Origin of the sequence: Bradyrhizobium sp. 482_C4_N1_8, assembly GCF_052075965.1 — a bacterium.
GTDB lineage: Bacteria > Pseudomonadota > Alphaproteobacteria > Rhizobiales > Xanthobacteraceae > Bradyrhizobium > Bradyrhizobium barranii.
The window spans coordinates 2,003,656-2,020,705 of record NZ_CP197231.1; the positions used below are offsets into that span (position 1 = coordinate 2,003,656).

At 63.6% G+C, this 17,050-nt stretch carries 18 protein-coding genes; 7 read left to right on the top strand and 11 right to left on the bottom strand.

Annotated features, from left to right (window positions below):
* The first annotated feature begins 303 nt into the window (after positions 1 to 303).
* The 3 genes from AB7Z56_RS09445 (at position 304) to AB7Z56_RS09455 (ending at position 1,898) form a co-directional block, all read left to right on the top strand.
* Complete coding sequence (locus AB7Z56_RS09445) at positions 304 to 867, top strand: hypothetical protein (RefSeq protein ID WP_245328559.1); 564 nt, start codon at positions 304 to 306, stop codon at positions 865 to 867.
* 323 nt (positions 868 to 1,190) lie between these two features.
* On the top strand, positions 1,191 to 1,397 hold the full coding sequence (locus AB7Z56_RS09450; RefSeq protein WP_063981569.1) for a hypothetical protein: 207 nt from the start codon (positions 1,191 to 1,193) through the stop codon (positions 1,395 to 1,397).
* Positions 1,398 to 1,691: 294 nt separating this feature from the next.
* Positions 1,692 to 1,898, top strand: coding sequence for a DUF2934 domain-containing protein (locus AB7Z56_RS09455; protein ID WP_441256192.1), 207 nt, complete (start codon positions 1,692 to 1,694; stop codon positions 1,896 to 1,898).
* A 1,120-nt stretch (positions 1,899 to 3,018) separates the two neighbouring features.
* Here the strand turns inward: AB7Z56_RS09455 and AB7Z56_RS09460 are convergent.
* From AB7Z56_RS09460 to AB7Z56_RS09490, 7 genes are all read right to left on the bottom strand, one after another.
* A complete protein-coding gene (locus tag AB7Z56_RS09460) occupies positions 3,019 to 3,645 on the bottom strand; it encodes a methyltransferase family protein (protein ID WP_063981571.1) in 627 nt (208 codons plus the stop codon).
* A 28-nt stretch (positions 3,646 to 3,673) separates the two neighbouring features.
* On the bottom strand, positions 3,674 to 4,705 hold the full coding sequence (locus AB7Z56_RS09465; protein ID WP_063981572.1) for an NAD-dependent epimerase/dehydratase family protein: 1,032 nt from the start codon (positions 4,703 to 4,705) through the stop codon (positions 3,674 to 3,676).
* A gap of 29 nt (positions 4,706 to 4,734) precedes the next feature.
* Complete coding sequence (locus AB7Z56_RS09470) at positions 4,735 to 5,271, bottom strand: Mpo1 family 2-hydroxy fatty acid dioxygenase (RefSeq protein WP_063981573.1); 537 nt, start codon at positions 5,269 to 5,271, stop codon at positions 4,735 to 4,737.
* 151 nt (positions 5,272 to 5,422) lie between these two features.
* Complete coding sequence (locus AB7Z56_RS09475; RefSeq protein ID WP_063981574.1) at positions 5,423 to 6,085, bottom strand: OmpA family protein; 663 nt, start codon at positions 6,083 to 6,085, stop codon at positions 5,423 to 5,425.
* Positions 6,085 to 6,501, bottom strand: coding sequence for a hypothetical protein (locus AB7Z56_RS09480; RefSeq protein WP_063921531.1), 417 nt, complete (start codon positions 6,499 to 6,501; stop codon positions 6,085 to 6,087). The genes AB7Z56_RS09475 and AB7Z56_RS09480 overlap by 1 nt, the downstream gene beginning before the upstream one ends.
* An 88-nt stretch (positions 6,502 to 6,589) precedes the next feature.
* Positions 6,590 to 6,877, bottom strand: a complete 288-nt coding sequence (locus AB7Z56_RS09485; RefSeq protein WP_063981575.1) for a type II toxin-antitoxin system HicB family antitoxin — start codon at positions 6,875 to 6,877, stop codon at positions 6,590 to 6,592.
* A gap of 8 nt (positions 6,878 to 6,885) precedes the next feature.
* Positions 6,886 to 9,498 (bottom strand): ATP-dependent helicase, encoded by a 2,613-nt coding sequence (locus AB7Z56_RS09490; RefSeq protein WP_063981576.1) that lies wholly within the window; start codon positions 9,496 to 9,498, stop codon positions 6,886 to 6,888.
* Positions 9,499 to 9,735: 237 nt separating this feature from the next.
* On the opposite strand from AB7Z56_RS09490, the gene AB7Z56_RS09495 reads away from it, so the two are divergent.
* Complete coding sequence (locus AB7Z56_RS09495; protein WP_014493008.1) at positions 9,736 to 9,906, top strand: DUF1328 domain-containing protein; 171 nt, start codon at positions 9,736 to 9,738, stop codon at positions 9,904 to 9,906.
* Between the two features lie 129 nt (positions 9,907 to 10,035).
* Here the strand turns inward: AB7Z56_RS09495 and AB7Z56_RS09500 are convergent, their stop codons facing one another.
* Positions 10,036 to 10,530 carry a thioesterase family protein gene (locus tag AB7Z56_RS09500; protein WP_063981578.1) on the bottom strand — a complete coding sequence of 165 codons (495 nt, stop codon included), beginning with the start codon at positions 10,528 to 10,530 and terminating at the stop codon, positions 10,036 to 10,038.
* An 84-nt stretch (positions 10,531 to 10,614) separates the two neighbouring features.
* On the opposite strand from AB7Z56_RS09500, the gene AB7Z56_RS09505 reads away from it, so the two are divergent.
* The 3 genes from AB7Z56_RS09505 to AB7Z56_RS09515 all read left to right on the top strand — a co-directional run bounded on the left by AB7Z56_RS09505 (position 10,615) and on the right by AB7Z56_RS09515 (position 13,971).
* Positions 10,615 to 12,039: an FAD-binding oxidoreductase gene (locus AB7Z56_RS09505; RefSeq protein WP_038935153.1), complete on the top strand. Its 1,425-nt coding sequence runs from the start codon at positions 10,615 to 10,617 to the stop codon at positions 12,037 to 12,039.
* Positions 12,040 to 12,143: 104 nt separating this feature from the next.
* Positions 12,144 to 13,493 (top strand): Spy/CpxP family protein refolding chaperone, encoded by a 1,350-nt coding sequence (locus AB7Z56_RS09510; protein ID WP_354233163.1) that lies wholly within the window; start codon positions 12,144 to 12,146, stop codon positions 13,491 to 13,493.
* A gap of 118 nt (positions 13,494 to 13,611) precedes the next feature.
* A complete protein-coding gene (locus AB7Z56_RS09515; RefSeq protein ID WP_063986149.1) occupies positions 13,612 to 13,971 on the top strand; it encodes a hypothetical protein in 360 nt (119 codons plus the stop codon).
* 128 nt (positions 13,972 to 14,099) lie between these two features.
* Here the strand turns inward: AB7Z56_RS09515 and AB7Z56_RS09520 are convergent, their stop codons facing one another.
* Genes AB7Z56_RS09520 through AB7Z56_RS09530 form a run of 3 tightly spaced genes read right to left on the bottom strand, consistent with a single transcriptional unit; the run spans position 14,100 to position 17,027 of the window.
* Complete coding sequence (locus AB7Z56_RS09520; RefSeq protein WP_063981580.1) at positions 14,100 to 15,191, bottom strand: ABC transporter ATP-binding protein; 1,092 nt, start codon at positions 15,189 to 15,191, stop codon at positions 14,100 to 14,102.
* Between the two features lie 51 nt (positions 15,192 to 15,242).
* Positions 15,243 to 16,094: a carbohydrate ABC transporter permease gene (locus AB7Z56_RS09525; protein WP_085399493.1), complete on the bottom strand. Its 852-nt coding sequence runs from the start codon at positions 16,092 to 16,094 to the stop codon at positions 15,243 to 15,245.
* Between the two features lie 3 nt (positions 16,095 to 16,097).
* Positions 16,098 to 17,027 (bottom strand): carbohydrate ABC transporter permease, encoded by a 930-nt coding sequence (locus AB7Z56_RS09530; protein WP_063981581.1) that lies wholly within the window; start codon positions 17,025 to 17,027, stop codon positions 16,098 to 16,100.
* Positions 17,028 to 17,050: the final 23 nt, after the last annotated feature.

Here is a 17,050-nt window from a genome sequence, read left to right on the forward strand (position 1 = left end):
CAAAGCCCCGCGCGGGCTCAGACCTTATCGTCGACCTCTCCAGATCCACGATGGGATGTCGTCGTGCCTTTTTGCGCGCGCATCCAACTGGGTAGCGGCAAAAAGGTCAACCGTTACGGAACTCGATCAGCGCCTATTCCCGAGGAATGGCAGCCGACCAAATTTGCATGGAGAGGAAAGTCAGCGGCCGATGTGCCGGTCCAGCCGCCGGCGCGAGCCTCTGCTGCTACGCTAGGCACGCCCAAAGAACTGACTAATTTTCGGTGCCATTGCCCGCCGCGCGCCGTGACGACATCTCCAGGCATGCAACTGTTTAACCATCCGTTAACCATAGCTATTCATGATACTGCCCGTGTATATGTGTTCGCGACGAGCTTGAACTGCATGGCGCAGCGTGGTTCCAGAGCGCCAGTTGGAGGGGATGAGGGCATCCTGAGCTTTCCCTCACCGCTGGCACCAGACAAGGGAGCAACAGCTCTCGATCTGGTATATCAAGCGGCCGATGTCTTCCGCGATATGGAGAAGCACGCCCGCGAGACCGAAGCCCGTGCCCAATCACTTTGCACGAGCGCCATAGAAAGATTGCGGCTGGCCGAAGGGCGAGCGGAGGCCGCCGAGCGGGCACAGCGTGAACTCACCGTAGCCACCCAAACTAAGCTGCAAGATGCTTGCCGAGCGCTGGAGCAAGCCCAGTGCTGCATTGAAGCTCAAAAGGATAAGTTGACGGCCGTAGAGCTTCGCGCCGAAGTTGCGGAAGCCGAAGCGCGACAAGCCAAGGAAGCGCTCGCGCTCGTTGAAGAGGCCATTCGCAAGCGTCTGCTTTGCGCAAACCCGCATGCCGATGGCAGGTTGGCAGCGGTAGCCTGATCGATTGCGACTGCAATGACTCACTGGGGGCTACCGCGCGGGCAGGCGCGGAGCGGGCGAACTACCCCTGCTGCAAGCCTGGCGGTAGCCACCTCCTTTAGCATTTGAAATCGGCTGGGATTGGGTTCGATCCAAACAGGGGCTGGTGCAGCCTGAGAGGCTCATTTTACTTGCGGGACAAGACGCCGCGTGACCCGCGCGCCAATCCAAATGACAGAGCCAAACGATAACGAACTATTAACCATGTTGGGCTATCTGGAGAATTGGGCATTCGGGGCGCGTGTGCTGGCTTGCGGGCCAGCCGGTAGCGTAGGCGTGGACCCATGGCCCTTGACCCGGAAGAACTCGTCACCCTGACAGATCACGGCTCGATGAAACTGCGCGCGGCAGTATCGCGCGCGATGACGTTGCCACCCAAGGAACGCAAGCGGACGACAATCGTCCGCGAGGGTGAACCGGCGATCCTGCATTTCGAGCAGATCAAAAACCTTGCGGCGCGGTGGAACGCACGGCTCGCGCCAATCGACTGACTAGTTTCGCTGTGCTGGTGTCAATCGAGCCCCGAGCCCCCAAAAGAGGCGGCCCGTGCACGGCCTCGTCGACCCTCGGTAAGCATGAGTTTGATGCCGGTCGCCGCATGCGGATTACCGTTCGTTGCGACCTGCGTCCGCGAGCGCTGCCGAGATCTCTCGCAATGAGCGCCGACCGCCCCTGAGCGGCACCCGCGCGACGCTTGGCTTCCGCTGCCCCGTTAAGATTTCATTAACCCTACGAGAGCAAGTCTTTTGGCTGGGGCCGGGCGGATCATTCGCAAGGAAAATCCCATGCCAAATCTGGAAGGGGCAATTCGCGAGCGCGCCTACCACCTCTGGGTCGCCGATGGGCAACCCGACGGAAAGGCGGAAGTCCATTGGATGCATGCTCAATACGAAATTCTCGAGGCGTCAGTCGCAAACCCTGCTGTGGCTGACATCGCAGTGACAAAGCCCGCCAGAAGGGTGCGATCCCCGAAAAAGCAAAACTCGCGCTGACGGGTCCAGCGCGAGGACGTGCGCCATTCGCAATTCGGTCGGCGGGCTGCCGGTCGTCGTTAGAAATGACATCCAACGATGCGGGAATTGGCAGCCTCGCTAACCCAAATTTCTTCGAGAGGAACAGACAACAACACCTAGACTATTCGTCGGGTCGGCAGTTCAATTGGCATTGGTTGATCGAGTCGGTTTCTCGCACCATCCAGCGCCGAGAGCGCCGACGTGACCAGAGCCCATGGCAACCAGTGTCCGACGGGACCAGCGTCCATAAGGCCAGCGTCAAAGAGGCCAGGGTCCAGAAGGCCAGCGTAGAGCGAGCATCAACCCTGCAAGCAGCCCGCCAAGTCTGCTCGCAGCCCAACTTGGCAAGACACGGCAAGGCCTTTGCCAGCGAAGAGCCTTTGAGGCTTTTGGGACCATCGGTTACTCCGATGGTCCCTTTTCATTGTGGTGCCATTGGCGCGAGACATCGGGCGGCTGTTGCTTCCGCGTTCACCATGCAATCGAGCGAGGAACGCTATTTGATCGTCGCGTGCACAGTGATTACCGACATGCCAGAAGCTGTCGGTCCCTGCCCCGTCGCTTTGATGGCAAAGGTATCGCTACCCTTATATTTAGCCTTCGAACGTAGACAGGTTGAGCCTTCTCAGCTTGCCGTGTGACGGCTTTTGAGAGATGTCCGAGCCACTCACCGTGCCGCGCATCTGGATTGGAAATTGGCAACTTCCTCCGGACGTGAGGTCAATGTCGGCCGTCGAGTTCTCGCCCCAATCCGCTAGTGTGCCAGAGATTGAGCATTCAGAAACGGCCGCCGCCCGAGATACAGACAGTAGGCTTGGACAGCTAGCGATGAGCGCCAACGCGGCGACCTTTGACAACTGCATAATAGGCTTCTCCGTAGCGTTGTCAGTTTACGGACATCACTCCTCTGGAACCCCGGCTAGGGCTAGGCCGCATGCCCTCGCAGACCCGCTCTCGTCCTGCGAGATATTTCGTATCGTCGCTTGCTTGGCTGACAAGCAAGCGACTGATGGTAAAGCTTGGATCGAGCGCAAGTCCGACACTAGCAGTAACGTCGTGCAGAGAAAGCGGAACGCAGCGACCGCGCCTTCAGGACGCTTCACCGCGGCGACAGGAACGGAATGATCATCGGCACGCGACGGCAATAGGCGCCGTAGGCGTCTTCGCCGAGCTCCTTGGACAGAAACACCTCTTCCATCCGGCCCTTCTGCCACATGCCGAGCGAGATCAGGATGGCGCCGAGGATCGTCGTTACGAGGCCGATCGCGATGCCGGTGACGAGCATGCCTGCAATCAGTCCCGTGTAGATCGGGTGACGCACGATGCCGTAGGGGCCAGTGTCGATAACGCGGTGGTCTTCCTTGTGGGTGATGGTGTTGGACCAGAATTTTCCGAGATGCAGCCGGCCCCACCAGGCGAAGGCGATGCCGGCGGCCGAGAGGACCGCGGCGATGTAGATGCCGGTGTTGCCGAGCACCCAGAGCGGCTTCCAGCCCAGGACCTGTGCAACCCACGGCGTGTACAGGATTCCGCCGACCAGGATCGGCAGGCGATAGCGCTGCGACTCCAGCGTCATGACCTGCTTCTGGGTGCGGCCCTGCCAGAACGAGGCGCCGACCCAGCTGGCGAGAAAGGCGAGCCAGATCAAGGCCAGGAGTTCGGTCGGCCAGGTCGTGGTCCAGCCACCCCAGGCCACGGAGAGAAGCTTGCTGAAATCGAAGGACATGAAGGTTCTTTGCGTTTGGGCGGAGGCCTTAGCTCGCGCGCGAGGAAAGCGCGTGATGCTCGATGGCGCCGGAGGGCCGCTGGCCGTTGCGGGCGAGCAGATGGGTGATGGTTTCGCGCAAGACCGGTTCGATCGGGCGCGGCGCGTAGCCGAGCTCGGTGCGCGCCTTGCCGATCGAGAGGTCGCTCGCGGCAAGCGCGATGCGCACGCCCTCGGCGGTGCCGTTGGGCGGCCGGCGCGTGATGCGATCGGAGATGGATTCGAGCATGATCGCGGAGAGCTCGGCGATCTTGCCGGGCACGACGACCGGGAACTGCCGGCGGCCGCTCATCGCCGACATCATCCGCAGGATGTTGCCGAGCGGGACGCAGTCGCCGCCGAGGATGTAGCGCTGGCCGATGCGGCCGCGCTCCATGGTCAGCACAAGGCCCATCGCGACGTCGCGGACATCGACGAGATTGACCAGGAAGTTGAGATGCGGCTGCACCTTCTTCTGGAGGAAGTACCACAGCATCGCGGTCGGCGGCGTCAGGTTGTGGTCGGCGGCACCGATCGGCATGGTCGGCGTGCCGATCACGAGCGGAAAGCCCGCGGCCGCCGCCTTCGCGGCGTGGTGCTCGGCGAGCGACTTCGACCGCGTATAGGCGCCGGGCATCGCATCGGCCGGCTGCAGCGCCTCTTCTGCGGCAACGCCGTTGAGGTCGGAATAGGGGAACAGGATCGATTCCGTCGAGCAGTGCAGGAAGCGCGACACGCCGCGCCTCATCGCCGCGGCAAGCACGATTTCGGTGCCGCGGCAATTGACGTCGTGGAAGTCCTGCTTGTTGGCGACCCACATACCGGGCAGGCCGGCGAGGTGATAGACCTGATCGACACCGGCGATCGCGGCGTCGACCGCGGCGCCATCCAGCACCGAGCCGTGGACGTGTTCAACGTCGGCGTTCGCCGCGGCCGGCGCACGGACATCGAGAACGCGTACCCGCTGCCCACGGGCGCGGAGCGCTTCTACGAGATGATGTCCGATGAAGCCGCTGCCACCGGTAACCAGTACGAGAGCCATGCAGAAGGTTTGCTGTTTCGCTTCTAGAGCTATCGGGTTGAAAGGGAATTGGTCGGAACAGGCGCCAAAATCGCGGCAAGGTCGCGACGGAAGCCCAGTGCAATGAATAATTTCGCCATGACAAACATCGGTCCAAGCAGGAAATGCGCGGGGTGGTCGACCATCGACGGCTGCCGTTCCTCGAAAACCCTGTGGCCCACGATCTGCGCTGCGACGCCAGATCCGATCAGCACCGCAAAAATCGACCACATCATGACGATCGAGGCCTGATTGCCGATTGCGGTTGCGACCGAAAGCAGCACGGTCATCGCGGCAAGGATGCCGAGTCCAATCCCGGCGTCCAGCATCAGCCAGTAAACCAGCACCGGCAGGGCCGCAACCACGGCCAGGCTCACCTCGATCCCGAAGATGGGAAAACGCACGAGGGTGAGCGGCAGCACGGCGCCGGTGAAGAGCAGGAGGATTCCGACCACGTGCATCGCGCAGTTCCAGGGATCGCGATGATATTCGACGTAATCGGCCAGTTGGCGTTGAAAATAACCAGCCATCTCGGTCTCGTGCAGCATGGGGTCGGGGAAGGGCGAGAACTGGCTATAGCACCTGATAGGGCAGTGCACAAACCGGCTCGCGTGTCGCGCAAAGCATGGCTGTTGCGCTTTCGACAGGCCGCAAAACGGTTGGAACTTCAAAGAGTTCCGTCAGGGGAAGCGATCTTGCTCAGCGCTTCTTGGCGGGCTTTTTCGCCGCAGGCCCGGGCGCCGCAGCCGGATGCGCAGGCGCCTCCTCCGGCACCTTGGCATAGGTCAGGATTTGCAACTGACCGTTGACCGCCGAGGTCGGCTTGGCACGGTCGAGAAACTGCTCCTCGCCGAGGCCGATCGGATGCAGCCGCTTGGTCGAGATCTTGAACGTGTTCACCAGGACGTCACGGATCGCATCGGCGCGTCGCTGGCTCAGGATCGCATTGGCCTCGCGCGTTTTCGCATTGGATTCGACATGGCCGACGATCAGGAACGTGTACGGCAGCAGCGAGGAGTTAACCAGCGCGTCCGCGATGCGGCCGACGGTCTGATAGGACGCCGGCTGGATGATCGGCGTGTCGGCGTCGAACTGGATCTGCGCGTTGAAGGCGGGCAGGTTGGCGAGGTCAGGCGCGATCAGCGGGCGGTTCACCGGACCCGGATCGTTCTTGATCCTGGCCTTGGCGCGCTCCATCACCTGCTGCTTCAGCGCGGGAAGGTCGACCTCGGCGGCCTGTTCGAAATGGTTCAGCTTGCCGACAATGTCGTCACGGGTCGGCGCCGCCGTCTGCGCGCTTGCTGCGCCCGCGAGCAGGGCCAAGACCACGACCAGCGTGATGGCGATTCCGTTCGCGCGCATCACCGATACCCCGCGTCGTCGACGGCCTTCAGGCAGTTGTTGCTGATGCCCTTGGGCGTCGAGACCAGGCAGGGGATCGACTTGCTGGTCTCCTTGGTCGAGCCGCCGCAGACCTTGACGATCTCGCGCTGGCAGGCGTTCGCCACCGTGACGCGCGCGGCGACGCGCTTCTGGATGGCATCGAAGGCGCCGAGATAGTCGCTCTGGCATTGCTGGGAGAGCACGTCGCGGTTGCGGGACAGGCACTCTTTCAGCCGGGTCGAGTCCGGGTTGACGCCGCGGCAATTGGCGACGATTTCCGCGCCGCAGCTCTTGGCCAGGAGCCCGATCGAATCGCCAAAGCTCATGGTCTCCGCCGCCGCTAGCGACGGCATCCCCAATGCCAGCAAGATCAGTGTGATGGAGCCCCGGACCATGGGCGCATCTGATACGGGGAAGTTCGCGGTGGTCAAGGGGCGTTCGGGCGAGAACTGTCGAACGTCCGGCCAGTGCGGCGAACAGTCCTCACTCGGCCTCAGGGAGGGGCGGCCATTCGATCAGGGCGACCGTGTGTTTCCTGAGGTCGTCGGCCACAGCAGGGTCGGCCTTGAGCTCGTCCAACGTCCGCGGCGGGGGAAGCTGGCGGCCGTCCGCGCTCAGCTCCTGCGCATAAAATGCGAGCGCCTCGGGCGCACTCTCCAGGGCCTCGTCGACGTCGTCGCCGCCGGAAATGCAGCCCGGCAAGTCCGGAAACCACAAGCTGACGGCGTCGTCCGGGTCGGCGTCCTCGATGATGGCGACGTACTGAGGCATATCAGGCGTCACGCCCGCTGCACAAAACTGTCCACGACCTTCTTCTCGCCGGCCTTGTCGAAGGCGATGGTGAGCTTGTTGCCGTCGATCTTGGTGACGCGGCCGTAGCCGAATTTCTGGTGGAAGACGCGGTCGGAGAGGGAAAATTCCGAGGTGGTGCCGGTGGATTTGGCGACCAGCTCGCCCTCGATCGTCATCGGCCCGCGGCGGCGTGAGGAGAAGCTGCCGAAATCCGGGCCGGATGAGGAGGAGAACGACGAGGCTTGTTCCTCGAAGCCGCCTTGGCCGCCGCCACTGCGTCCACCGCCCCGGTTCCGGTTGGCCTGGGCGCGCTGCCAGCCCGGGGTCGAATAGGTGGAACCGAACGCCTCCATGTCGTCGAAACGCGAGGCGCCGTAGCCGCCGGTGCCGCCCCAGGCCGAGCCGCCCTTGGATTCCGTGATCTCGACATTGGCGGACGGCAATTCGTCGAGGAAGCGCGACGGGATCGTGGTCGACCAGGTGCCATGGATCCGGCGGTTGGTCGCAAAATAGATCTTTGCGCGGCGCCTCGCGCGGGTCAGGCCGACATGGCCGAGCCGGCGCTCTTCCTCGAGGCCGGCACGGCCCTGTTCGTCCAGCGTGCGCTGGCTCGGGAACAGGCCTTCCTCCCAGCCGGGCAGGAACACGTTGTCGAATTCGAGACCCTTGGCCGAATGCAGCGTCATCAGCGACACCGCGTCTTCCTCGGCGCCGCCGTCGCGATCCATCACCAGCGAGATGTGCTCCAAAAACCCCTGCAGGTTCTCGAACTCCTCCATCGAGCGCACCAGCTCTTTCAGGTTCTCCAGCCGGCCCGCGGCGTCGGCCGATCGGTCCTTCTGCCACATCTCGGTATAGCCGCTCTCGTCGAGCACGATCTGGGCGAGATCGGTGTGCGCGGTGACCTCGCGCTGGGCACGCCAGCGGTCGAACTGGGCGACGACGTCGCGCAAGCTTCCGCGCGCCTTCGGCTTCAGCTCGTCGGTCTCGACCACCGCGCGCGCCGCCTCGAACAGCGGGATGCGGCGCTTGCGGGCGTGGTCGTGCAGCATCTGCACGGTGGCGTCGCCGAGGCCGCGCTTGGGCACATTGACGATGCGCTCGAAGGCGAGATCGTCGGCAGGTGAATTGATGACGCGCAGATAGGCCAGCGCATCGCGGATTTCGGCCCGCTCATAGAAGCGCGGGCCGCCGATCACGCGGTAGGGCAGGCCGAGCGTGACGAAACGGTCTTCGAATTCGCGCATCTGGTAGGAGGCGCGCACCAGGATCGCGATCTCGTTGAGCTTGTCGCCCTGGCGCTGGATCTGTTCGATCTCCTCGCCGATGCCGCGGGCTTCCTCTTCCGAATCCCACGAGCCGGTGACGGTGACCTTCTCGCCGTCATGGTCCTCGGTGCGCAGTGTCTTGCCGAGCCGGCCTTCGTTGTGCGCGATCAGATGCGAGGCGGCGGCGAGGATGTGGCCGGTCGAGCGGTAATTGCGCTCGAGGCGAATGACCTTGGCGCCGGGGAAATCGTGGTCGAAGCGCAGGATGTTGTCGACCTCGGCGCCGCGCCAGCCATAGATCGACTGGTCGTCGTCGCCGACGCAGCAGATGTTTTTGACGTGGGGCATCTGCTCCCTCGCCCCGCTTGCGGGGTCGCGACGAGCTTCGCTCGCGCTGAGAGCGTCGGGGTGAGGGGCCGTCTCCACGAGTTCAGTCTGCGGAGAGTCCCCCTCACCCGCATCGCTTTGCGATGCGGCCTCTCCGCGCACGCGGGGAGACGCGAAGGAAGAAGCCGTCGGCGCCTGCGACAGCAGCCGCAGCCACAGATATTGCGCGACGTTGGTGTCCTGATATTCGTCGACCAGGATGAATTTGAAGCGCTGCTGGTACTGCCGCAGGATGTCCGGATGCTCGCGGAAGATCCGGATGTCTTCCAGCAGCAGGTCGCCGAAATCGGCGGCGTTCAAGATCTTCAGCCGCTCCTGGTAGCTCGCATAGAGCTTGCCGCCCTTGCCGTTGGCGAACACGGCGGCTTCGCCTGACGGCACCTGCGACGGCGTCAGGCCGCGGTTCTTCCAGCCGTCGATCAGGCCGGCCAGCATGCGTGCCGGCCAGCGCTTGTCGTCGATGTTGTCGGCCTGCAAAAGCTGCTTGAGCAGCCGCACCTGGTCATCGGTGTCGAGCACCGTGAAGTTCGACTTGAGCTGCGCCAGCTCGGCATGGGTGCGCAGGATGCGGCCGCCGATGGAGTGGAAGGTGCCGAGCCACGGCATGCCTTCGACCGCATGGCCGAGCATCTGGCCGAGCCGATGCTTCATCTCGCGCGCGGCCTTGTTGGTGAAGGTCACCGACAGGATCTCGGCGGGGCGGGCGCGGCCCTGGCTGAGGATGTGGGCGATGCGCGTGGTCAGCACGCGCGTCTTGCCGGTGCCGGCGCCGGCCAGCACCAGGACCGGGCCGTCCAGCGTCTCCACGGCGTCGCGCTGCTCAGGATTGAGCCCGGACAGATATTTCGGGCCCACGGAGGCGCGCGCACGCGCGGCGATGCCGCCGGCTGCGGGCTGGTGGTCGGGTACGCTTGTGATCTTGCTCGGCTCGGTCATGCGAATCATTGGCCCCACGATGGCACCGCGGGGTGGTGGAAGGGAGCCTTCTTAACAGGGATTGCTGCCTATATGGGGCGTCGGGGCAAGGTTTTCCACGTGCGCGGCGGGCCGATTTGTTCCCTCCGCGAGGGCGAATTTCCAGCTTGCGTGGGCCGGAACCATCGTTCCCGCGTCGAGATTGTCTGGACAGGTGGCGCGGCCAGCCGCGCCGACGCAGACAGACATCAAGACGAGGATTTGACCATGCTAGGCTGGGTTGTGACGTTTCTGGTTATCGCACTGATCGCCGGCATCCTGGGCTTCGGCGGCATCGCCGGCGCCTCGATCGAGATCGCCAAGATCATCTTCTTCATCGCGGTCGTGCTGTTCCTGGTCTCGGCCGTGGTGGGACTAGCGCGCGGACGAAGGATATAGGTGTGATCCTCATGGTGAGGAGCGCGGAACGCGCGTCTCGAACCATGAAGGCCCGACTGTGGCCTTGCATCCTTCGAGACGCCCGCTTCGCGGGCTCCTCAGGATGAGGGGTTAGAGCGAGCTGTTCAGCTACCGCTTCGAGGGCATCGCCACGTTCCGGCCGATGCCCTCGGGCCGCGGCAGGGCGCCGTGGGCGCCGACGACGGCTGCGATGCGCTGCCGGATATCGGGCGGAAAGGCCGCCACCTTTCGCGAGCCCATGTCGATGTGGAGCGACATGTTTTCGGAGGTCGCCGACAGCCAGCCTTCGGTCGCGTGCCGCAACTCCTGGAACGTATGCAGCCGCTTGTCGTCGGCTTCGAGCAGCCAGACCGACACCTGCACGGGATCGCCAAGGTGGATTTCGCGCAGATACCGCACATGGCATTCGGCAGTGAAGGTCGAGCCGCCTCGCTCCTTCATGTAGCCCGGCCCGATCCCGAGCTGTAACCACATCTGGTCGATCGCGCGGTCGAACATCACGTTGTAATAGGCCATGTTGAGATGGCCGTTATAGTCGATCCATTGCGGCTCGATCTGCATGATCGACGAGCGGAACGGCTCGGCAGCGGCGGTCTCCGGCATGTGTCTTTCCTGCTATGCGCGCGGTCGCTTGACTTGACCGGTCAGATGTCCTTTGCCACGGTTCTTCTGTCGGGAGGAATGTCCGTGGGTACGACCATCACCAATAATCCGCCGCGGGTTGAGCCGAAAGCCCTCGCAAGCGCGCTGGAGCAGCTTGCCGCACGGTTCGGCAACCGCCTCATCACCTCGCAGGCCGTTCGCGAGCAGCACGGCCATACCACCACATGGATCGTCAACCAGCCGCCGGACGGCGTGGTGATGGCGCAGGAGACCGCCGACATCCAGGACGTGGTGCGGATCTGCGCCAAGAACCGCGTGCCCGTCATCGCCTTCGGCACCGGCACCTCGCTCGAGGGCCAGGTCAACGCGCCCGCCGGCGGCATCTCGATCGACCTGCGCGACATGAACAAGGTGCTCGCGGTGCACGCCGAGGACCTCGACTGCGTGATCCAGCCCGGCGTCACCCGCAAGGCGCTGAACGAGCATCTGCGCGACCAGGGCCTGTTCTTCCCCATCGACCCCGGCGCGGATGCTTCGCTCGGCGGCATGGCCTCGACCCGCGCCTCCGGCACCAACGCGGTGCGCTACGGCACCATGCGCGACAGCGTGCTCGCTTTGAAGGTCGTGCGCGGCGACGGCGAGATCATCACGACAGGCACGCGCGCCAAGAAATCTTCTGCCGGCTACGACCTGACGCATCTGTTCGTCGGCGCCGAAGGCACGCTCGGCATCATCTCCGAGCTGACCATTCGCCTGCGCGGCATCCCTGACACAATCGCGGCCGGTGCGGTGTCGTTCGAGACCGTGCACGGGGCATGTCAGGCCGTGATCCTGGCGATCCAGACCGGCATTCCCGTGGCGCGCATCGAGCTGCTCAACGCCGCGCAGGTGAAGGCCTGCAACGCCTATTCGAAGCTGACGCTGCCGGAAACGCCGTTGCTGCTGATGGAATTCCACGGCAGCGAGGTCGAGGTCGGCGAGCAGTCCAAGGCGTTCGGCGAGATTGCAAAGGATTGCGGCGGCGGCGATTTCTCCTGGACCACCAAGCCGGAGGATCGCACCAAGCTGTGGCAGGCGCGGCACGACGCCTATTGGTCGGTGAAGGCGCTGCGTCCCGGCGACAGCATCGGCGTGGTTGCAACCGACGTTTGCGTGCCGATCTCGCGGCTTGCCGATTGCGTCGGCGAGACCGAGGAAGATCTCAAGCGCCTCAACCTGCTGTCGCCGATCGTCGGCCATGTCGGTGACGGCAATTTCCACTGCTCGCTGGTCTGCGACACCAACGATGCCGACGAGATGGCGCGCGGCGAGGAGTTCATGCATCGCCTGGTCGAGCGCGCGCAGGCGATGGACGGCACCTGCACCGGTGAGCACGGCATCGGCCAGGGCAAGCAGAAATATCTCAAGGCGGAACTCGGCCCCGAAGCGCTCGACGCGATGCGGGCGCTGAAGCAGGCGCTCGATCCGCTGAATATCTTCAATCCCGGCAAGATCGTGCCGGAGGCATAGCGCGCCGTCCGCTGCGTCGCGGTCGCGGAACTTTCGGCAGTCAGGCCGGTTCCAATTCCGTCAATTTCCGATGCCTCGATGGCGCGGCTCTGCGGGAGGATGCGATGTTGCGACCTGTCATTGGAATTGCCGTGATGGCGCTTGCCTGCATGCTGGCGGGCACGGCTCTGGGCAAGGGCGGGCACGGTGGCGGCCATGGTGGTGGGCACGGAGGCGGGCATGGCGGCGGCCATCATGGTGGCGGCCATCACGGCGGCGGTCATCATGGTGGTGGTCATCATGGAGGCGGCCATTTTGGTGGTCATGGCTTCGGGCACGCGCATGGCGGCGGGCATCATGGCGGGCCCCGCTTCGCAACTGGCGCGCGACATCGCGGCCCGAACTTCGGCCAGATCCGCAATGCGGCCGTCCGTCCTGCGAATTTTCGCAACGCCCTCAACGTGCATTCCAGCGCCTTCCGCAACGGCCGTCTGATCAGCAATCCGGCCGCGCGAGCCCAGATCGCAGCGGCGGCCGCACTGGCCGGCTGGCACGGCGCCAGCAGCGGGTGGTGGCAACATGCGGGCGGCGGTTATGGCTGGGTCGGACCGCTGTTCTGGCCGTTCGCCTACAACGATCTCTACGACTACACGATCTGGGGCGACGGTCTCGGCTTCTGGGGCTACGGCTATCCGGACATCTATGCCGGCATCTTCGGGCCCTACGGCTATGACGGTCTCTCGGCCTATCTGCCGCAGCGGCCGGTGGGACGGCGCCAGGCGCGCGGCGTCCCGCTGGATCGGCTCTGCGGCAGCGACCGCCGCGAAATCGTCGGTCTGCCGATCGACCAGATCGCCGCCGCGGTGCAGCCGACCGAGGCGCAAGGCGCAAGCCTCGACGAACTCGGCAATGCCTCGATCCAGGCGTCCGAGATGATCCGCGCGTCCTGCCCGTCGCAGGTCGCGGCGACAGCGCCAGGTCGGCTGACGGCGATGCAGCAGCGCATCGAGGCGATGGAGAAAGCCGTCGATCTCGTTCAGCCCGCGCTCGATCGATTCTACGGCTCGCTCACCGACGAGCAGAAGGCGCGCTTCAATGCGCTGGCCGAGGATCAGCGTCGTGCGACGGCTTCCAGCAACACCGGGGGATCGCTGATCCAGAATTGCGCGACGCCTGCTGCGCTCGATTGGCCCAGCACTGACATCGACGCGAGGCTTCATCCCAACGACACTCAGCGCGCCGCGCTACAGGTGCTCCAGGATACCAGCGCCAAGGTCAGCGCATCGCTCAAGGCGGCCTGCGAGCCCAGCGACGTGATGACGCCGCCGGCGCGAATGGCCGCGGTTCGCAAGCGGCTCGACACGATGCTCGACGGCGTCAAGTCGGTTCGCGCAGCGCTGGAGGATTTCTACGCCACGCTGAATGACGAGCAGAAGGCGCAGTTCGAGGCCATCGGACCACGTCGGACGTCCTGACTGCATATCGATAATGCGTGGCGGAAAAATCGCCTCGCCGATCTCGATCGGCCTCTCTATGCTGGGCGAGGCGGGAGCGCGGAACTACGGCGGCTGGAAGACCATTGGTGACGGGGCGATGAAGTGGTTCGCGAAGCAGAAGCCGGCGGACATCTGGGACGAGACGATCGAAGGACCGCTCGGCGACATCGAGGCCGCCGAGCGCATCCGCGCGATTTGTGACGCCGCAGCCGCGAGCGCGGCCGGTTCGGCGCGCAACGACACGCGCGAAGGTGAGCGCTATGAACGCGCGGCCAAGGTGGCGATGGAAATCGCGATGAAGATCTCGGATGGATTGATGCGCGACGCCGCCGTCCATCGCATCGTCGATCTCTGCATGACAGCGAACGACCTCAAGACCGCGCAGATCCTGTTTCGCGCGATCCATGCCAGCTGGATCCGTGAGGCGATACAGCGGGATCATCCGACCCTGGCCTAGAGGCGTGTACTCGTAAATCCGGTGTGCCCGGCAACGAGCCAAGTGCCATCGAGCTCTCCGGGCGTCATCGAAGCTGGTGACAAGAAGGCGAATTCCCGCTCACCGGTGGAATTGATCCTCTGCCGGGGTTAGATGGCCGCCTCGGTCTGCGCGTCGAAAACATGAAGCCTGGAAGGCCGCATGGCAACGCGCAGCCTGTCGCCCACCCTCACCCTCGCGGTCGGCTCGACGCTCGCCACCATGATACTCTCGCCGACCTTCATATCGAGCAGGATTTCCGAGCCGAGTTGCTCGACCACCTCAATCACAGCATCGAAGCATGAGTGGCCGAGATCAGCGCTACCCGCCACGGTAAGGTCCTCCGGCCGCACGCCGAGCATGACCTCGCGTCCGATATGGCCGCGCAGCCGCTGCGCGGTCTCGTCCGGCAGCTTGATGCGCAGGCCGGAGTTCTCGGCAATCAGCGATCCGTTCGCCTCGGTCACCGTAACGGCGGCGAAATTCATGGCCGGGGAGCCGATGAAGCCGGCGACGAACTTGTTGGCGGGCTGATTGTACAGTTCGAGCGGCTCCCCCACTTGCTGGACCACGCCGTCTTTCATGACGACGACCCGGTCACCCAGCGTCATGGCCTCGACCTGATCGTGGGTAACGTAAATGGCGGTGGTGCCGAGACGGAGATGCAGTTTCTTGAGCTCAACGCGCATCTGTACCCGCAGCTTGGCATCGAGGTTCGACAGCGGCTCGTCGAACAGGAACACGCGGGGGTGACGCACAATGGCACGACCCAACGCCACGCGCTGGCGCTGGCCGCCGGACAGCTGGCGCGGCTTGCGCGTTAGCAATTCACCGATGCCGAGGATGTCGGCCGCCTCCCGCACGCGCTTGTCAATCTCGGGCTTTTCGAATTTGCGCATCTTCAGGCCAAACGCCATGTTGTCGTGCACGCTCATGTGCGGGTACAGGGCGTAGTTCTGGAACACCATGGCGATGTCGCGGTCCATCGGCGCCAATTCATTGACCACGTTTCCGTCGATGGAAATGTCGCCGGAACTGATCGCTTCAAGCCCGGCGATCATTCTCAGCGTCGTGGTCTTGCCGCAGCCGGACGGTCCGACGAACACCACGAACTCCTTGTCGCGGATCTGCAGATTGACGTCTTTGACAGCGTGCACGCTGTCGTAGAACTTGTTGATCCCCTTGAGGACGACCTGGCCCATTCGCTCCACCCGCCTTCCGCATGCCCACTTTCCTGATGATCCGGGGTGCTGTCAGCCCTTCACCGATCCAGTCAGTCCTGCGACGTAGTGCTCGACGAAAAACGAATAGGCGATAGCAACCGGAATCGATCCGAGCAGGGCGCCAGCCATCAGCGGTCCCCAGAAGAATACATCGCCGCGGATCAGCTCCGATGTGACGCCGACCGGCACGGTCTTCTGTCCAGGCGAGGACAGGAAGACAAGTGCGTAGATGAACTCGTTCCACGACAGGGTGAAAGCGAAGATGCCGGCCGAGAGGATGCCCGGGATCGCCACCGGGATGACGATGTAGAGCATGGCCTGCCAGCGCGAGGCGCCGTCAATGCGCGCGCATTCCTCGAGCTCCTTGGGCACCGCCTTGAAGTAGCCCATCATGAGCCAGGTGCAGAACGGAATGAGAAAGGTCGGATAGGTCAGGATCAATGACCAGGGCGTGTCACCCAGCCGATAGTTGCGGATGATCTCTGCCAGCGGAATGAAGAGCAGCGTTTGAGGCACCAGATAGGTGATGAAGATGCCGGTGCCCAGGCTGCCTGCAAATGGAAAGTTCAGCCGCGAGAGAGCATAGCCGGCGAACACGCCGCACACGAGCGAGATGGCGGTTGACGCGAGCGCGATGAACGTCGTGTTCCACAGCCACGATGCAAACAGCGTCTCCTCGAACAGGTACCTGACATGGTCCCAGGTCGGGTTCCAGGTCCAGAACGGATTGTAGTTGATCGAATTCCAGGGTCGGTAAAGCTCGCCGTCCGGCCGCACCGAAGTGATCACCATCCAGTAGAACGGGAACAGCAGGAAAAGCAGGAACATCGCCATGGGGACGTAGAAGAACGCCCACTTTCGCCACCTTGCGCCCTCGATCATGGCTCAGCGGACCTCCACGCGGCGGATGTAGAGAAGTTGGATGATGACGACCAGAAACAGGACCGGAAACATGGCGAGCGAGATGGCAGCGCCCTCGCTTAGGAGGCCGGTGCCGATGCCGATCTGATAGGCGTAGGTGGCGAACAGGTGCGTTGCATTGGCTGGTCCGCCGCCTGTCATCACATAGACGATCTGGAAGTCGGCGAACGTCTGAATCACCGAGAACAGCACCACGACCATGGTCACGGGCAGCAGCAGGGGCCAGGTGATGTGCCAGAACCGCTGCCACGGCCTGGCACCGTCTATGGCGGCGGCCTCGCTAAGTTCGGGACTGATGGTCTGCAGGCCGGCGAGCAGGCTGATGGCGAAGAATGGCACTCCGCGCCAGATGTTGACGATGATGATCGAGATCATGGCGAGGTCTGGATCGCCAAGCCAATTGATCCGACCGCTGATCAAACCGAGATGGTAGAGGAGCCAATTGAGGACGCTAAATGTCGGGTCGAACATCCACTTCCAGGCGAAAGTCGAGAGCACGGTCGGGATGATGAAGGGCAGCAGGATGAAAGCACGGGTGAAAGCCTTGCCGCGGAAATTCCGGTTGAGCAGCATGGCCAGCCACAGCCCGAGCGCCAGCTTGAAGACGGTGGTTACGCCCGTATAAAGAAACGTGTTGTAGACGGAGGTGCGAAAGATCCCGTCATTGAAGATCTTGTAGAAGTTGGCGAGGCCGACGAACTCGCCTGGAACGCCGACGCGCGAGTTGGTCACCGACAACAAGATGCCGCGCAAGAACGGATAGGCGATGAACGTACCGAGCAGCGCCAGGGTCGGCACCAGCAGCACGAATGCGAGCCAACGCTCGTCCTCAAGCAGCCGGATTCTGGGCCGCGGCGCCTGCGGCATGTAGACTTGGGTCTCGGCGATCGCCATCTCGCTTCACCTCTAAGCGCACG

Excerpts from the sequence above, each read along its gene's own strand:
- AB7Z56_RS09445 (WP_245328559.1), top strand. The coding sequence starts at position 304 with ATGCAACTGTTTAACCATCCGTTAACCATAGCTATTCATGATACTGCC.
- AB7Z56_RS09450 (WP_063981569.1), top strand. The coding sequence starts at position 1,191 with ATGGCCCTTGACCCGGAAGAACTCGTCACCCTGACAGATCACGGCTCG.
- AB7Z56_RS09455 (WP_441256192.1), top strand. The coding sequence starts at position 1,692 with ATGCCAAATCTGGAAGGGGCAATTCGCGAGCGCGCCTACCACCTCTGG.
- AB7Z56_RS09460 (WP_063981571.1), bottom strand. The coding sequence starts at position 3,645 with ATGTCCTTCGATTTCAGCAAGCTTCTCTCCGTGGCCTGGGGTGGCTGG.
- AB7Z56_RS09465 (WP_063981572.1), bottom strand. The coding sequence starts at position 4,705 with ATGGCTCTCGTACTGGTTACCGGTGGCAGCGGCTTCATCGGACATCAT.
- AB7Z56_RS09470 (WP_063981573.1), bottom strand. The coding sequence starts at position 5,271 with ATGCTGCACGAGACCGAGATGGCTGGTTATTTTCAACGCCAACTGGCC.
- AB7Z56_RS09475 (WP_063981574.1), bottom strand. The coding sequence starts at position 6,085 with ATGCGCGCGAACGGAATCGCCATCACGCTGGTCGTGGTCTTGGCCCTG.
- AB7Z56_RS09480 (WP_063921531.1), bottom strand. The coding sequence starts at position 6,501 with ATGGTCCGGGGCTCCATCACACTGATCTTGCTGGCATTGGGGATGCCG.
- AB7Z56_RS09485 (WP_063981575.1), bottom strand. The coding sequence starts at position 6,877 with ATGCCTCAGTACGTCGCCATCATCGAGGACGCCGACCCGGACGACGCC.
- AB7Z56_RS09490 (WP_063981576.1), bottom strand. The coding sequence starts at position 9,498 with ATGATTCGCATGACCGAGCCGAGCAAGATCACAAGCGTACCCGACCAC.
- AB7Z56_RS09495 (WP_014493008.1), top strand. The coding sequence starts at position 9,736 with ATGCTAGGCTGGGTTGTGACGTTTCTGGTTATCGCACTGATCGCCGGC.
- AB7Z56_RS09500 (WP_063981578.1), bottom strand. The coding sequence starts at position 10,530 with ATGCCGGAGACCGCCGCTGCCGAGCCGTTCCGCTCGTCGATCATGCAG.
- AB7Z56_RS09510 (WP_354233163.1), top strand. The coding sequence starts at position 12,144 with ATGTTGCGACCTGTCATTGGAATTGCCGTGATGGCGCTTGCCTGCATG.
- AB7Z56_RS09515 (WP_063986149.1), top strand. The coding sequence starts at position 13,612 with ATGAAGTGGTTCGCGAAGCAGAAGCCGGCGGACATCTGGGACGAGACG.
- AB7Z56_RS09520 (WP_063981580.1), bottom strand. The coding sequence starts at position 15,191 with ATGGGCCAGGTCGTCCTCAAGGGGATCAACAAGTTCTACGACAGCGTG.
- AB7Z56_RS09525 (WP_085399493.1), bottom strand. The coding sequence starts at position 16,094 with ATGATCGAGGGCGCAAGGTGGCGAAAGTGGGCGTTCTTCTACGTCCCC.
- AB7Z56_RS09530 (WP_063981581.1), bottom strand. The coding sequence starts at position 17,027 with ATGGCGATCGCCGAGACCCAAGTCTACATGCCGCAGGCGCCGCGGCCC.